The organism is Micromonospora sp. NPDC049004, from assembly GCF_040649315.1.
Taxonomy (GTDB): Bacteria; Actinomycetota; Actinomycetes; order Mycobacteriales; family Micromonosporaceae; genus Micromonospora.
Genome location: NZ_JBEZFG010000010.1, coordinates 267867 through 283193, shown reverse-complemented (window position 1 = coordinate 283193; position 15327 = coordinate 267867). Strand labels below are relative to the sequence as shown.

Genomic DNA, 15327 nt, shown 5'->3' with positions numbered 1-15327 from the left:
CTGCTGCGCCGTGGCGCTACCGGCCGGCTGGGGGCCGTCCGGAGCTCACCAGCGGCGGGAGGTCGACGATGCGACGGTGGTTGACGGCGATTGCCGGGGGCGCGGCGGTGGCCCTGGCGCTCACCGGCTGTGGCGCACCCGCCGGAGTCGACAGTGACCTCATCGACGACTGGCCGGCGCCCGTGGCGGCGCAGCAGTTCGTCCCCACCGCCGGCGTCTGCCACCACTCCTCCCAGCAGGTCGGCTTCCTGAGCGGCTACAACCCGATGGAGTGCGCCGAGTCGCACCGGGTGGAGACCCTGCACGTCGGCACGCTCACCGGCCCCGGCACCGACCGCGGCACACCTCCGCCGCCCGGCTCGGTGGGCATGCGGGCCGCGCAGGCCGGCTGCGAGACGGAGGTCAACAAGGCCCTCGGCGCCAACTGGCGCTCCGGGCGCCTCGGGCTGGCCGTCGTACTGCCCTCGCCGGCCGCCTGGGCCGGCGGGGCCCGCTGGTACCGCTGTGACGTCACCGAGATCGCCAGCATCGACGACACCGCCGTCGACCTGCGCACCGGCAGCCTGCGGGGCGCCCTGACCGGCGCGTCGCCGCTGGCGTACCGCTGCTTCAACCCCAAGCTGGACAAGGACAAGATCGAGGAGATGGTGGCGGTGTCCTGCACCGCCAAGCACCACGCCGAGTTCGTCGGGATCTGGCAGGCCCCGGACATCAGCTACGCGGAGTTCAACCGCACCACCAAGCGCACCCACCGGGCGTGCCAGTCGGTGACGGCCAAGTACGCCAAGGTGCCCGACAACTCGCAGCTCGACTTCCGCGCCGGAACGATCTACTACCAGCCGTACGAGCAGGAGTGGCGCAACGGCAACCGTGGCGTGCAGTGCTTCCTCTGGATCAGCGACCGGAACCTGACCCGCTCGATGAAGAACGCCGGAGACAAGGGCCTCCCGGTCACCTGAACCCGACCGGCACGACCGCACCCGGCCGGCTCGGCCGGGTGCGGTGTCGCGTTCAGCCCGTACGCGGGCCGGCGGTCAGCCCTCGCGCAGGACGGGTCAGCCCTCGCGCAGGACGGGTCAGCCCTTGCGCAGGACGGCGAGGAACATCGCGTCGGTGCCGTGGCGGTGCGGCCAGAGCTGCACGGTGGGGCCGTCGCCCAGGCCGGGCATGCCGGCCGGCAGCAACGGTCGGGCGTCGACGAAGTCCACCGACACGCCGCTGCGGCGAGCCGCCTCGGTGACCGTCACGTGCGTCTCCACGGTGTGCGGCGAGCAGGTGACGTACGCGACCAGCCCACCCGGTCGGACCGCCCGCAGCGCCGCGCCCAGCAACTCCCGTTGGAGCCGGGTCAGCGGCGGCAGGTCGGAGGGCTGGCGGCGCCAGCGCGACTCGGGCCGGCGACGCAGCGAGCCCAACCCGGTGCACGGGGCGTCCACCAGGACCCGGTCGAAGTGGCCCTCCGGCAGCTTCGGGTCGGCGCCGACCTCACGACCGTCGGTGGCCACCACCGTCACCGGCAGACCCCGGGTCGCCTGGGACACCAGCCGGGCCCGGTGCTCGGCCACCTCCACGGCGGTCAGGCGGGCGCCGCGCTGCGCGGCCAACGCGCCGAGCAGGCCGGCCTTGCCACCCGGACCGGCGCACAGGTCCAGCCAGCGCCCGTCCGGGCCGTCCAGCGGCGCGTCGGCGAGCGCGGCGGCCACGAGCTGGGAGCCCTCGTCCTGGACGTGGGCGCGACCGTCGACCACCGCCGGCACGTCGCCCGGCGCACCGCCGGGCAGATAGACGGCGTACGGCGAGAAGGCGCCGGGGGCGCCGCCGACCTGGTCGGCCAGCTCGATCGGGTCGATGAGGCCGGGACGGGCGCACAGGTGCACCGGGGGACGCTCGTTGTCCTCGATCAGGAGCCGGGCGGTCTCGCCCAGGTCGCCGTCGAGCGCCTCGGAGAAGGCCCGCACGATCCACTGCGGGTGGCTGTACGCCAGCGCCAGGTGCCCGACCGGGTCGGTCTCGATCGGCGGGGCGAGCTTGGCCACCCACGCGTCGATGTCGCGGGTGGACACCTCGCGCAGTACCGCGTTGGCGAACCCGGCGGCGCCCGGCGCGACCGAGCGGACCAGGTCCACCGTCGACGACACGGCGGCGTGCGGGGGCACCCGGGTGTGCAGCAGCTGGTACGCCCCGATCCGCAGCGCGTCGCGCGCCGGCGGGTCGATGCGGGCCACGTCCCGCCCGGACGCGTCGCTGAGGATCGCGTCGAGCGTGCCGACGTGGCGCAGGGTGCCGTAGGTCAGCTCGGTGGCGAACGCGGCGTCGCGGCCGTACAGCCCCTCCTCGCGCAGGATGGTGGGCAGCACCAGGTTGGCGAAGGCGTCGTCGCGGTGCACGGCCGCCACCGCCTCGTACGCCACGCGTCGTGGCCGGTCCAGTGGTGGCCGGGTCGGCCGGCGGTCGCCGCCGCGGCCGGCGGACGAACCGCCTCGGAACGGACGCGTCCCCTCCGGGGCCGTCACGCGAGGCCCTCGCCGGCGCTGACGCGGACGCCGCGCGCCCAGTCGGTGGCCGCCATGGCGCGCTTGCCCGCGGCGCGGACCTCACCGAGGCGCACCGGCACGGTGGCCGTGCCGGCCAGCACCCGGGTCTTCTCCACCAGCAGCTCCCCCGGTTTCAGGTCCGGGCCGTCGGGCACCGGTGCGACCGGGCCGAGCTTGACCCGCTCGTCCCGGAAGGTCGTCCACGGGCCCGGGGCCGGCGTGCAGGCGCGGATCCGCCGGTCCACGGCGAAGGCCGGGTCACTCCAGCGCACCCGGGCGTCCTCCACGGTCAGCTTCGGCGCCAGTGACACCCCGTCGGCGGGCTGCGGTTCGGCCCGCGCGGTGCCGTCGGCGATCGCGTCGAGCACCGCCACCAGCAGCCCGGCGCCGGAGTCGGCGAGCCGCTCCAGCAGGTCGCCGGAGGTGTCGCCGGGGCGGATCTCGTCGGTGAGGGTGCCGAAGACGGGGCCGGTGTCCAGGCCCTGCTCCAGTTGGAAGACGCTGGCGCCGGTCAGCTCGTCGCCGTGCAGCACCGCGTGCTGCACGGGCGCGGCGCCCCGCCAGGCGGGCAGCAGCGAGAAGTGCAGGTTGATCCAGCCGTACCGGGGGATCTCCAGGGCCGCCGGCGGCACCAGCGCGCCGTAGGCGACAACCGGCACGCAGTCCGGGGACAGCTCGCGCAGCCGGTCGAGGAACTCCGGGTCGCGGGGGCGGGCCGGCGTGAGCACCTCGATGCCGTGCTCGTCGGCCCACGCGCCGACCGGGGAGCGGGACAGGCCACGGCCCCGCCCGGCGGGCGCGTCGGGCCGGGTGACCACGGCGACCAGCTCGTGCCGGGAGGCGGCGACGGCGGCCAGGGCGGGTACGGCCACCGCCGGCGTACCGGCGAAGATCACACGCATCCCGGTCACCGACCCAGACCGAACGGGCTGCCGCCGGCGTGCGGGTTGACCTTGACCACCGGCGGCGCGGCGGCGTCGTACCACTCGGCCTGGCGGATGGCCTTCATGGCCTCCTTGCGACCGGCGGCGTCGAGACGGTCGAGGAAGAGCACACCGTCGAGGTGGTCGGTCTCGTGCTGCACGCAGCGGGCCATCAGCCCGGTGCCGACGATCTGCAGCGGGTCGCCGTAGCCGTTGAAGCCCTTGGCGATGACGTTCTGCCGGCGCTTGGTGTCGAAGTAGAGCCCGGGGATGGACAGGCAGCCCTCGGGGCCGTCCTGCTCCTCCTCGTCGGGGAACTCCAGCACCGGGTTGACCAGGTGCCCGAGCACGTCGTCGACGTCGAAGGCGAACACCCGCAGGCTGACACCGAGCTGCGGCGCGGCCAGGCCGGCGCCGTTCTGCCCCCGCATCGTGTCGGTGAGGTCGGCGATGAGCCTCCGCAGCTCAACGTCGAAGTCGACCACCGGATCGGCCGGCGTGCGCAGCACCGGATCCCCAAAAAGACGGATGGGCTGGACGGTCACGCGGGACGGCTCCTTCGGCAGGTGGGCGAGCGGTGCCGTACCAGTCTACGGAGTGCCTCCGAGCGACCCGGCCGGCGTACCTCGATCGGCCACCGCCGGTGTGCCCAGCGTCACCGGCAGGCTCTCGTAGCCGCGCAGGGTCAGGCGGGTCCGGTGCCGGGGCGGCCCCGCCAGGGCCAGCTCGGGCAGGCGGCGCAGCAGCATCGGGAACGCCAGCTGCGCCTCCAGCCGGGCCAGACCGGCGCCGAGGCAGTAGTGCGGGCCGGCGCCGAAGGACAGCGGATGCGCCTGCTCGCGGGTCGGATCGAAGCGCCCCGGGTCGGGGAACCGGCGCGGGTCGCGGTTGGCCGCGCCGAGCAGCAGCAGCGCCGTGCTGCCGGCCGGCAGGTCGAGCCCGCCGCAGCGCACCGGCGCGGTGCTCGTCCGGGTGGTCAGCTGCACCGGGGAGTCGTAGCGCAGCAGCTCCTCGACGTACGCCGGGGCGAGCCCGGGGTCGGCGCGCAGCGCGTCGGCGGCCCCGGGGTGGCGCAGCAGCACGACCAGGCCGTTGCCGAGCAGGTTGGTGGTGGTCTCGAAGCCGGCGACCAGCAGCACGACCAGGTTGGCCAGCAGTTCGTCACCGGTGAGCCGGGCGCCGTCGGCGTCGTGCACCTGGACCAGCGCGGTGGTCAGGTCGTCGGCCGGTGCCCGGCGTCGGGCGACGATCAGCTCGACGAAGTAGTCGCGCAGCTCGGCGGCGCCCGCGTCGGCGACGGCCAGCTCCTCGGTGGTGATCTCCGGCTCCAGCACCCCGGTCAGGTCGCCGGCCCAGCGGCGGAACAGCGGCCGGTCCTGCGCCGGTACGCCGAGCAGCGCGCAGATCACCCCGACCGGCAGCGGGTACGCGAAGTCGGCCAGCAGGTCGACCGGCTCGCCGTCCGAGGCGCGGGCAATCATCGCGTCGAGCAGTTCCTCGGCCTGGGCGCGCACCACGTCGCGCATCCCGGCGATCCGGCGCGGGCTGAACGCGCCGGCGGCGAGTCGGCGCATCCGGCTGTGATCGGGCGGGTTGGTCCGCAGCATGGACCGGGCGATCGACGTGATCGCCGGGCTCTGTCGCCAGTTCGGCCAGACCTGGTCCCGCAGCGCGTCGTCGAGCACCCCGAGCCGGGGGTCGCGCAGCAGCTCGTCGACCTCCGGGTAGCCGGTCACCACGTACATGGCGGGCAACGCCTGCACCACCGGGCCGTGCGAGCGCAGCCGCTCGTACGTCGGGTACGGATCGACGCGTCCCTGCGGCGACATGAGCAGTGTGAGCGCCTCGGCAGCATCCATGACTGGCCTCCCCCGTCGATGCGTCGGAGGCTCCATCATCCCGGTGCCGCCGGCAGCCGGCATCCCCCCGCCCGGCACGCGCGTCAGCCCGGGGTGGCCGCCGCCCGGCTCAGCAGGGCGCGGACCCTCTCGCCGTCGGGGTGACCGAGGTCGTCGAGGATGCCCAGGGCACGCCGCCAGGTACGCGCCGCGCCGGCCGGGTCCCCCGCCGCGTGCCGGCTCTCGCCCAGCCGGGAGAGGGTGTCCGCCTCGTCGTAGCGGTCGCTGATCCGCCGGTACAACCGCAGCGCCCGCCCGTAGCAGCGGATCGCCTCCCGGTGGTCGCCCAGGCGCGCGTGGATGAAGCCGAGGCTGTCCCAGGTGTTCGCCTCACCGTGCCGGTCGCCGGTCCGGCGCAGCAGCGCCAACGCCTGCTCGCAGTGGGTGAGCGCCGGGCGGTACTGGCCGAGCTGGGCGTGCGCCCAACCCACCGCGTTGCGGGCGCTGGCCTCCCCGGCCAGATGGCCGGCGTCCCGGTACAGCGCGAGAGCCCGCCGCACGTGGTCCAGCGCCTCGGCGTACCGGCCGAGGCCGTCGAGCATCGCGCCGAACGCCCGGTGGGTACGCGCCTGCCCGGTGTGGTCACCCAGCGCCCCGAAGAGCGCCAGGGCCTGCCGGTAGTTGCTCGCCGCCTCGTCGACCCGGCCCAGCCGGGACAGCACCCGGGCGAGGTCGCGGTGGGCGTTGGCCTGCCCGAGTCGGTCCCCCGCCTGCCGCGCCCCGGCCAGGGCGGTCCGCTGGGCGACGGCCAGGTCCGGCCACCGTCCCCGGCGTTGCAGGAAGTCCACAAGCGTCCACGCGAGCTGCCAGGCGTGGCCGTCGAACCCGGCGCGTTTCGCGTGCCCGACGGCCGCCAGCAGCACCGGGTACTCGACGGTGAACCAGGCGAGCGCCTCAGCGTGGTCGGTGATCTCCTCGGGCACCACGCCCGGTGGGGCCGCCGTCAGGGTGACCGGATCGCGACCCGGCTGCAGCAGCAGCGCCGCCGCGTGGGCGGTGTGCAGGTAGTGGTCCAGCCCGCGCCGGATCGCGGCCCGCCGCGCCTCGGCCGGCTCACGCCGCTCGGCCTGCTCGGCGGCGTACGCCCGGAGCAGGTCGTGCGCGCCGAACCGGCCGGGAGCGTGCTCGCTGACGAGATGGGCGTGGGCCAGCTCCGTCAACAGTCGGGGCACCTGTTGCCGGGGCAGCCCCGCCAGGCTGGCCGCTGCGGCGACCCCGATGTCCGGGCCTGGGTGGCAGCCGAACAGCCGGAACAGCCGGGCCGCCGCGGGCGTGAGGCTCCGGTACGACCAGGAGAGGACGGCCTGTACGTCGGTGCCCGCGTCGCCACCGTCGAAGGAGTCCAGCGGACGCGGCGCCCCGCGCAGCTCGGCGGCGAGGGTGGCCAGGGGGAACGCGGGATTCGCCGCACTCCTCGCGGCGAGCACCGCCAGGGCCAGCGGCAGCCGCGCGCACCGCTCGATGATCTCGTCCACGGCCTGCGGCTCGACCGCCAACCGCTCGGCCCCGAGTCGCCGGGCCAGCAGCTGCCAGGCCTCGGCGGCGCTGAGCAGGTCGACGCCGACCGGCCGGGCGCCCTCGGTGGCGACCAGGCCGGCCAGCCGGTTGCGACTGGTGACCAGGACCAGGCAGGTCGGGCTGCCGACCAGCAGCGGCCGGACCTGGTCGGCATCGCGGGCGTTGTCCAGCAGCACCAGCATCCGGCGACCGGCGAGCAGGCTGCGATAGAGACCCACCTGCGCGGGCAGGTGGGTGGGGATCCGTTCGGGCGGCACCTCCAGGGCCTCCAGGAAACCCCGTACCGCCTCGACGGCCGTCACCACCGTTCCGGTGGAGTCGAATCCGCGCAGGTCGACGTAGAGCTGGCCGTCCGGGAACCGGTCGGCGACCCGGTGCGCCCAGTACACCGCAAGCGTCGTCTTGCCCACCCCGGCCGTGCCGGACAGCGTCACCACCGTCGCCGGCGCCCGGCCGCCGTCGCCGGCGCTGTCCGGGTCGGCACAGGCGAGATCGAGCTGCGCGAGCTGGGCGGCACGTCCGACGAATCCGGGCAGCGCCGGGGGCAGTTGGCGGGGCACCGGGAAGCGGGCCGGAGCCGGGGCGGCCCGCGTCCCGCCGCTGCGGCCCCGTACGGCCCCGGCTCCCGCCCGGCCGGTGGCGGCGTGGTCCCGGGTCGCACGTCGACGTCGCTCCTCGATCCGGTCCCGCGCCGTGGCCAGCACCCCCTGCTCGGCGGGGGTCGCGCCGAGCAGCCGGATGAGCGCGTCGAACCGCTCCGGCGGAGGCAGGATGTTGCCGGCGAAGTACTCCCCGATGATCCCGCGCGACCAGCCGGTCTTCGCCGCCAACTGCCGGTACGTCAGCTGCGTCTCCCCCTGCTGCCGGGCTTCGCGGCGGCGCAGCTGGCGCAGCAGGCCGGCCAGCTCCGGCAGGGTCTGCGCCTCGACGCCGCCGCGGGCCACGTCGAACGCCGCGGGCGGCCCCTGCGGTGCTCGACGAACGCCGGACGGTACCCGTTGGTCGGACATGCGGCCCCCACCCCCTACCGGTCACCCGGCCGCCCCGGGTGCCGACACGGGCAGGCTAATTGCGGTCACACTCCGCTAGATAGGAGGCGGCCGATGTCTGACAGTTCACATCGGACCTTTGCCCCCGTCCGGCGGTGTCCGACCGTGTCCAGTCCCGTCCAGGATCGCCATGCTGAACCGACGTCTCGTGCCACCGTCCCTGGTGCGGGTTCGGCCCGCGCCACGAAACCCTGGGGAAGGGGTACAGATGATCCGTCCACACCCGACCGCCCGACGGTCCACGACGATGCTGCGTCGCATCGCCGTCACCGCGTGCGGCCTCACGCTGCTCGTCGCGGGCGTGAGCGGCGCACCGGCCACCGCCGCGCCGAAGGGCAAGGCCACCACCGCCGGATCGTTCGTCGACAGCACGGCGGTGCCGGGCGGCTTCGCCTCCTGGTCCGAGCTGCTGGAGTTGCAGCAGCGGATGAACACCGCCGCCGCCCAGATCACCAACGCCGCGCAGCGCAGCGCGAACTCCGGCTTCGCCGGTATCATCGCCGATCCCACCACCCGCCAGCTCCAGGTCTACTGGAAGGGCGAGCCGCCGGCCCGCCTCGTGGCCAACGCCCGGGCCACCGTCGCGACGACGGTGCTGCCCGCCGCGTACTCGCAGCGGGAGCTGATGGTCGCGGCCGACCGGCTGCGGGCCTCGGCCGGCGACAGGATCACCACGGTGGGGCCGCGCGCCGACGGCGCCGGCCTGCTCGTCGGTACGCAGAGCGGGCTGCTCGGCGCGACGGCCCTGGCCGGCGTTCCGGTGACCGTGCAGACCGGGGTCGCCGCCGCGCCCGCCACCCGGTGGGACGACAGTCCGCCCTGGTGGGGTGGCGCCGCGTGGCGCAACACCGCGACCGGTGGCGGCTGCTCGACCGGCTTCGGCGTCTTCGCGGGCGGGGTGTCGCGGGTGCTCTCCGCCGCGCACTGCGCCAACCTGAACGTGGTGGCGGCCGACCCGACCGGGCAGACCATCGGCACCGTCACCAGCCGCAACGTCAGCAGCGACACCCTGCTCATCGCGGGCAGCTCCGGCGGCCGGGTCTTCAACAACAGCACCGACGCGGCCGGCGCGGTGGTCAGCGAGTTCAGCAACCAGGTGATCGGCGCGCAGGCCAGCCAGGTCGGCAACTGGGTGTGCAGCTCGGGCGCGTACTCCGGCACCCGGTGCTCGATCCAGGTGAAGGCCCGCAACCTGTGCATCAACGTGCGGAACTTCGGCACGGTCTGCGGCCAGGTGCAGGCCGAGAACACCACCCACACCAACGGTGTCGGTCAGGGTGACAGCGGGGGCCCGGTGGAGATCGTGAATGCGGCGAACACTCTCCAGGTCTGGGCGACCGGCACCAACACCGCCATCGACGACACCAACACCTCGACGGCGTGTACCGGCTACGTTCCGACCGGGCGGGTGTGCGCCTGGCGGTTCTACTACGAGGACATCTTCTCCGGCATGGCCGGCGTCGGCGCCTCGGGCGTGGTCCTGGGCTGACGCCTCGGGGCGTTCCGTCGGTCGACCCGACGGCCGGGCCGGCGCGCACCCCGCGCGCCGGTCCGGTTCCGCGCTGGGCTCAGGCGCCGACGCCCCGGTCGGCGGCGAGCACGGCGTCGCCGCCGAGCAGCGCCGGCTCGGGCAGCGGCAACTGGATCTTGTGAGCCGCCTCCCAGTCGTAGACCAGGCCGGGGCGCACCTGCGCGGCGAAGTAGTCCACGGCGCTCATCCCACCCACCACCGGCTCGTCTACCTCGGCGACCAGCTGGGCGGGGACCAGGGAGAAACCGTTCTGGATGGCGGCGCTGAGCCGACGGTGACCGTCGACGACGAAGAAGTACTCCCCGGTGAAGCCGATCTTCAGCGGTTCCAGGGACTCGTCGCCGGCCTCGGCCACGTCGCCGACGAACTCGCTGTCCCAGAGCCCGCGCAGCGTCGCGATGTCCTCGGTCGGGTAGACCCGCGCCGGGTCGAGCAGCAGCAGCGGCGGGCCGTCGCGCAGCACGTCGGCGCCGAGCGTGCCCTCGTACGCGGCGATGATGTGCTCGACCACCTCGGCGGCGGAGGCTCGGGTCGTGTCGCAGATCAGGTCGTAGTTGCGCAGCCGCGCCTTGTCCACCCCGTAGCGGACGATGAACCGGCTGCGTTCGCTCTCGCTGCGCTCACGGAGCTTGGCCTTCGCCTCATCCAGCGAGGCGTAGCTCTCCGCCGGGCCGGACGGGCGGGCCAGCACCCGGCGGGCCGCCTCACCCGGCTCAGTGATCATGTGCACCTTGAGCGCGTGGGTGAAGAAGTGCCAGGCCAGCCGCGAATCCATGATCAGATGCTCGCCGGAGGCGGCGATGTCGCGCTGGAGCTGGTCGACGTAACCGTCGACGGCCTGGTCCAGCTCGGCGTGCAGATTGAGCTGCAGGGCTGTCATCTGCCGCTGCTGCGCCATCTCCCGATAGAGGTCACCGACGCTGACCCGGCGCATCCCGAGCCGCTTGGCGATCTCCACCGACACGGTGCTCTTGCCGCTGCCGAGGTCGCCGTTGAAGACGATCGATTGTCGAACGGTCACGACTGGTCCACCCCTGATAACCGGCTTCCTGACATCATCGACATCGCGTCCGACCGACGCGTTCCCGGCCCGCCCGCTTCGGCGGTGCCGTGACCTGGGGCCGTCGTACGCCCGAGCATGACGGGCGATGCTACCACCTCGACGCCAGCGCTTTGCCGGACGCGGTGTGCGGGCGGCGCCCGTCGGGCGGGGTACCGCCCGCCCGCGAGAGCGGCCCACTCTCCGGGGAAAACGGTCAGAACAGGCTCAGCGGATCGACCTGGAGACGAACCGGGTCGGCGGCCTTGCGGGCGGTGCGCACCCCGGCGGCCGAGTGCAGGGCCTCGGCGAGCGCCGCGGCCCGCGCCCGGGGCACCCGGACCAGCATCCGCTCGCGCCCCTCGTCAGCGGGCACCGGCCCGAGAACCTCGGCGTCACCGGGCAGCCGGGCCGCGGCGAGCAGGTCGGCAACCGCCTCGGCCGGGCCGGTGACGCTGGCCATCCGCACCGCCGGCGGGAAACCCAGCTCGCGGCGCTCGGCCAACTCCCGGCCGGCGAACCAGGCGGCGTCCCAGCGCAGCAGCGCCTGCACCGGGGCGAGCGCGCCGTCGGCGACCACCACCACGCGGCCGGCCGGCGCCGGGCGGGCCAGGGCCGCTGCGGACAGCCACCGGCGCAGCGCCTCCTCGCCGGCCCGCAGGTCGGCCCGGGTCAGCAGGGCCCACGAGTCGAGCAGCAGGACCGCGCCGTAGCCGCCCTCGGCGACCGGCTCGGCGCCGGGGGTGGCGACCACCAGGGCCGCACCGCCGGGCACGTCGGTCAGCACCTCCTCCCGTCCCGAGGTCCGCACCGGCACGTCGGGAAAGGCCCGGCCCAGCTCCTCAGCGGTACGCCGGGCGCCGGTCACCGCGGCCCGTAGCCGCCGACCGCCGCACTGCGGGCAGGCGTACGCCGCGGCGACCCGGGCGCACCACCGGCAGGCGGGGGTGCCGCCGGCCGACGGCAGCGCGAGCGGCCCGGCGCAGTGCGCGCAGCGGGCCGGGGTACGACAGTCGGCGCAGGACATCGAGGGCAGGTAGCCGCGCCGGGGCACCTGCACGAGCACCGGCAACCCCGCCCGCAGGGCGTCACGGGCGGCCGTCCACGCGAGGCTGGGCAGCCGAGCGGTCGCCGCACCGGGATCACGGGCGAGCTGGGGGTCGTCACCGGTCGGCGCGATGGCCGGTATCCGGGCCCGCACCGTCGCCCGGTCGGCGACCACCTCCCGCGCCCAGCCGGTCTCCAGCAGCAGTTGCGCCTCGGCCGTCCGGGCGTACCCGCCGACCAGCGCGCCGGCCTCGCCGAGCTGCGCGCGGGTGAGCAGCACGTCGCGGGCGTGCGGATAGGGCGCCCGAGGTTCGGAGTGCAGGTCGTCACCGTCGTCCCAGATGGCGACGAGTCCGAGCCGGGGCACCGGGGCGAACATCGCGGCCCGGGTCCCGATGACCACCGGCACCTGCCCGCGCCGGGCGGCGAGGAACGCCCGGTAGCGCCGGGCCGGCCCGAGGGCGGCGGAGAGGCTGACGTGCCGGCCCGGGCCCAGCACGCCGGTCAGGGCGGCGTCGAGGCGGTCGAGGTCGCGGGCGTCGGGGACCACGACGACGGCGCCGCGCCCACCGGCGACGGTGGCGGCCACCGCGTCGGCGTAGCGGGCGGCCCAGTCCTCGCCGGGCAGCGCGGACCAGACCGCGCGGGGCGCCCGGCCGTCGGTGAGCGCCCGCAGCAGCGCCGGCCCGGTCGGGTAGTCCCGCCAGCCGCGCGGGTCGACAGCCTCCCCCGGCACGGCGGGGGCCGTCGCCGGCGACGCGGGGGCCTCCCCCGGCGGGACGAAGGGGGCCTTCCCCGGCGGGGCGGAGGTCGTCGCCGGCGGGGCGGGGGGATCTCCCGGCACGGCGGGGCCGACCGCGTCGCCGGCAGCGCCGGACTCGGCCGCCGGCGACGGCTGCTCGTGGGGCTCCTTCTCGACCCGGGCGTGCCGGGGCGGCACGGCGAGCCGGAGCACGTCGGCCAGGTTGCCCGCGTACCGGTCGGCGACCGCCCGGGCCAACCGGGTGATCTCCGGGGCCAGCACCGGCTCGGGCGAGACCACCTTCTCCAGGTAGGCGAGCCGGCCGGTGTGCCCGGAGTCGTCCGCCCGCGACAGCAGCCAGCCGTCGACCAGCTGCCCCGCGAAGCGCACCTTCACCCGGGTGCCGGGCACCGCCACGTCGGCCAGCTCGGCCGGCACCAGGTAGTCGAACGGCCGGTCCAGGTGCGCCAGCGGAACGTCCACGCAGACGCGCGCGACCGGCGACCCGTCCGCGGGTCGCCGGTCGCTACGCCTGGTGGCGGTCAGGCTCCCGCGGCCGACTTGAGGTCGGCGGCCCGGTCGGTGCTCTCCCACGACAGGTCCGGCAGCTCCCGGCCGAAGTGGCCGTACGCGGCGGTCTGCTGGTAGATCGGGCGGAGCAGGTTGAGGTCCCGGATGATCGCGGCCGGGCGCAGGTCGAACACCTCGGAGACGGCCTTCTCGATCGAGGCGACCGGCACGGTCTCGGTGCCGAACGTCTCGATGAACAGGCTCACCGGGTGCGCCTTGCCGATGGCGTAGGCGACCTGCGCCTCGCACCGCTCGGCCAGGCCGGCGGCGACCACGTTCTTGGCCACCCAGCGCATCGCGTACGCGGCCGAGCGGTCCACCTTGGACGGGTCCTTGCCGGAGAACGCGCCGCCGCCGTGCCGGGCGTACCCGCCGTAGGTGTCGACGATGATCTTGCGGCCGGTCAGGCCGGCGTCACCCATCGGGCCGCCGATCTCGAACCGGCCCGTCGGGTTGACCAGCAGCCGGTAGCCCTCGGTGTCCAGACCGAGGCTCTCCAGCTCGGGCGCGATGACGGAGTCGCGCACGTCCGGGGTGAGCAGCGACTCCAGCGAGATGTCCGCGGCGTGCTGGCTGGACACCACGACGGTGTTCAGGCGGACCGGGCGGAGCCCCTCGTACTCGATGGTGACCTGGGTCTTGCCGTCCGGGCGCAGGTACGGGATGGTCCCGTCCTTGCGGACCGCGGCGAGCCGGCGGGCCAGCCGGTGGGCGAGGGCGATGGGCAGCGGCATCAGCTCGGGGGTCTCCGAGCAGGCGAAGCCGAACATCATGCCCTGGTCGCCGGCGCCCTGCGCGTCCAGCGCGCTCTCCGACGCACCGGTGCGCAGCTCGAAGGCGTTGTCCACGCCCTGCGCGATGTCCTCGGACTGCGCGCCGATGGAGACGCTGACCCCGCAGGACGCGCCGTCGAAACCCTTCTTCGACGAGTCGTAGCCGATGTCGAGGATGGTGCGCCGGACGATGGTGGGGATGTCGGCGTACGCCTTCGTGGTGACCTCACCGGCGATGTGGACCTGGCCGGTGGTGATCATGGTCTCGACCGCGACCCGGCTGTGCGGGTCCTCGGCGAGCAGCGCATCGAGGATGCCGTCGCTGATCTGGTCGGCGATCTTGTCCGGGTGGCCTTCCGTGACCGATTCGGACGTGAAGAGGCGGCGTGTCACGGCACTCCTAAGCGTGTGAGGTCGTTCCGCGGCAGTCTAGTCACCGCTGCGGCCGGTGTCGGGATCGGTCGCGCGCTGTTCCACCCGTCAGGAGCGGTTGGCCAACCGCGCCACGACGAGGTCCCACACGGTGTCGGCCACGGCCTCCTTGGCCTGCTCCGGCAGACGGCTCACCGAGCCGTCCGCGCCGATGACCGTCACCGTGTTGGTGTCGGCGCCGAAGACCCGGTCCGGACCGACCTCGTTGACCACGATCAGGTCGGCCCGCTTCCGGGCGAGTTTCGCCCGGCCGTTGGCCTCCGCGTCGCCGGTCTCGGCGGCGAACACCACCAGCACCTGCTCCGGTCGCTTGCGCTGGCCGAGCTCCGCCGCGATGTCCGGGTTCGTGACGAGCTCGATGGTGGGAGCGACACCGTCGTCCGACTTCTTGATTTTGCCAGGCGCGTACGTCGCCGGTCGGAAATCGGCCGGAGCCGCCGCCATCACGACCGCGTCGGCCTCGGCGGCGGCCTGCAGGGTCGCCTCGCGCAGCTCGGCGGTCGTGCCGACGCGGACCAGGTCGACCCCTGCCGGGTCGGCGAGGGAGACGTTGGCCGCGATGAGCGTGACCCGCGCGCCCCGGGCGACAGCCGACCGGGCGAAGGCGTAGCCCTGCTTGCCGGACGAGCGGTTGCCGAGGAAGCGGACCGGGTCCAGCGGCTCGCGGGTGCCGCCGGCGGTGACCACCAGCCGGCGGCCGGTCAGGTCGGCGGGGGCGGACCCGCCCCGAGCCAGGACCTGGCGGGCGACCGCGAAGATCTCCGCCGGGTCGGGCAGTCGGCCCTTGCCGGTGTCGGCGCCGGTGAGCCGCCCCACGGCCGGCTCGATGACCCGCACGCCCCGGGACCGCAGCGTGGCGACGTTCGCGACGGTGGCCGGATGCTCCCACATCTCGGTGTGCATGGCCGGAGCCAGCACCACCGGGCAGCGGGCGGTCAGCAGCGTGTTGGTCAGCAGGTCGTCGGCGAGCCCGTGGGCGGCCTTGGCGAGCAGGTCGGTGGTGGTCGGCGCGACCACCACCAGGTCGGCCTGCTTGCCGAGGCGGACGTGCGGCACCTCGTGCACGTCGGACCAGACGTCGTCGGCGACCGGTTGGCCGGAGAGCGCCGCCCAGGTCGGCGCCCCGACGAACTTCAGCGCCGACGCGGTCGGCACGACCCGGACCCGGTGGCCCGACTCGGTGAAGAGTCGCAGCAGCTCACACGCCTTGTAGGCGGCGATGCCGCCGCCGACCCCGAGGACGATCGAGGCGGACATCGACGGGTGCGGGC

11 protein-coding genes are annotated in these 15327 nt (G+C 74.9%); 2 read left to right on the top strand and 9 right to left on the bottom strand.

Annotated elements, in window-relative coordinates:
• Positions 1–68: 68 nt before the first annotated feature.
• Positions 69–959, top strand: coding sequence for a septum formation family protein (locus AB0B97_RS27735; protein WP_234589718.1), 891 nt, complete (start codon positions 69–71; stop codon positions 957–959).
• Between the two features lie 117 nt (positions 960–1076).
• Here AB0B97_RS27735 and AB0B97_RS27730 read toward each other — a convergent pair whose 3' ends face one another.
• The 5 genes from AB0B97_RS27730 to AB0B97_RS27710 form a co-directional block, all read right to left on the bottom strand.
• Positions 1077–2513 carry a transcription antitermination factor NusB gene (locus tag AB0B97_RS27730; RefSeq protein WP_357497729.1) on the bottom strand — a complete coding sequence of 479 codons (1437 nt, stop codon included), beginning with the start codon at positions 2511–2513 and terminating at the stop codon, positions 1077–1079.
• On the bottom strand, positions 2510–3436 hold the full coding sequence (fmt, locus tag AB0B97_RS27725) for a methionyl-tRNA formyltransferase (protein WP_357497727.1): 927 nt from the start codon (positions 3434–3436) through the stop codon (positions 2510–2512). The genes AB0B97_RS27730 and fmt overlap by 4 nt, the downstream gene beginning before the upstream one ends.
• Positions 3437–3441: 5 nt before the next feature.
• Positions 3442–4002 carry a peptide deformylase gene (def, locus tag AB0B97_RS27720; protein WP_266249922.1) on the bottom strand — a complete coding sequence of 187 codons (561 nt, stop codon included), beginning with the start codon at positions 4000–4002 and terminating at the stop codon, positions 3442–3444.
• 45 nt (positions 4003–4047) lie between these two features.
• The gene (locus tag AB0B97_RS27715; protein ID WP_357497725.1) at positions 4048–5316 is read right to left on the bottom strand and encodes a cytochrome P450; all 1269 of its coding nucleotides are present in this window, start codon (positions 5314–5316) and stop codon (positions 4048–4050) included.
• An 83-nt stretch (positions 5317–5399) separates the two neighbouring features.
• Complete coding sequence (locus tag AB0B97_RS27710) at positions 5400–7883, bottom strand: tetratricopeptide repeat protein (RefSeq protein ID WP_357497723.1); 2484 nt, start codon at positions 7881–7883, stop codon at positions 5400–5402.
• A 247-nt stretch (positions 7884–8130) separates the two neighbouring features.
• Between AB0B97_RS27710 and AB0B97_RS27705 the strand changes: the two genes are divergently transcribed.
• Positions 8131–9411 carry a hypothetical protein gene (locus tag AB0B97_RS27705; protein WP_357497721.1) on the top strand — a complete coding sequence of 427 codons (1281 nt, stop codon included), beginning with the start codon at positions 8131–8133 and terminating at the stop codon, positions 9409–9411.
• A gap of 79 nt (positions 9412–9490) precedes the next feature.
• On the opposite strand, the gene AB0B97_RS27700 is transcribed toward AB0B97_RS27705, so the two are convergent.
• The 4 genes from AB0B97_RS27700 to coaBC all read right to left on the bottom strand — a co-directional run bounded on the left by AB0B97_RS27700 (position 9491) and on the right by coaBC (position 15313).
• A complete protein-coding gene (locus AB0B97_RS27700; RefSeq protein WP_234589692.1) occupies positions 9491–10474 on the bottom strand; it encodes an AAA family ATPase in 984 nt (327 codons plus the stop codon).
• 235 nt (positions 10475–10709) lie between these two features.
• Complete coding sequence (locus AB0B97_RS27695) at positions 10710–12764, bottom strand: primosomal protein N' (protein WP_357497718.1); 2055 nt, start codon at positions 12762–12764, stop codon at positions 10710–10712.
• A gap of 59 nt (positions 12765–12823) precedes the next feature.
• Positions 12824–14017: a methionine adenosyltransferase gene (gene metK / locus AB0B97_RS27690; RefSeq protein ID WP_234588148.1), complete on the bottom strand. Its 1194-nt coding sequence runs from the start codon at positions 14015–14017 to the stop codon at positions 12824–12826.
• A gap of 87 nt (positions 14018–14104) precedes the next feature.
• Positions 14105–15313 carry a bifunctional phosphopantothenoylcysteine decarboxylase/phosphopantothenate--cysteine ligase CoaBC gene (coaBC, locus tag AB0B97_RS27685; protein ID WP_357497716.1) on the bottom strand — a complete coding sequence of 403 codons (1209 nt, stop codon included), beginning with the start codon at positions 15311–15313 and terminating at the stop codon, positions 14105–14107.
• Positions 15314–15327: the final 14 nt, after the last annotated feature.

What these genes read in the sequence shown, in the direction of transcription:
- AB0B97_RS27735 (WP_234589718.1), top strand. Translation starts at nt 69, where the DNA reads ATGCGACGGTGGTTGACGGCGATTGCCGGGGGCGCGGCGGTGGCCCTG.
- fmt (WP_357497727.1), bottom strand. Translation starts at nt 3,436, where the DNA reads ATGCGTGTGATCTTCGCCGGTACGCCGGCGGTGGCCGTACCCGCCCTG.
- AB0B97_RS27715 (WP_357497725.1), bottom strand. Translation starts at nt 5,316, where the DNA reads ATGGATGCTGCCGAGGCGCTCACACTGCTCATGTCGCCGCAGGGACGC.
- AB0B97_RS27710 (WP_357497723.1), bottom strand. Translation starts at nt 7,883, where the DNA reads ATGTCCGACCAACGGGTACCGTCCGGCGTTCGTCGAGCACCGCAGGGG.
- AB0B97_RS27705 (WP_357497721.1), top strand. Translation starts at nt 8,131, where the DNA reads ATGATCCGTCCACACCCGACCGCCCGACGGTCCACGACGATGCTGCGT.
- coaBC (WP_357497716.1), bottom strand. Translation starts at nt 15,313, where the DNA reads ATGTCCGCCTCGATCGTCCTCGGGGTCGGCGGCGGCATCGCCGCCTAC.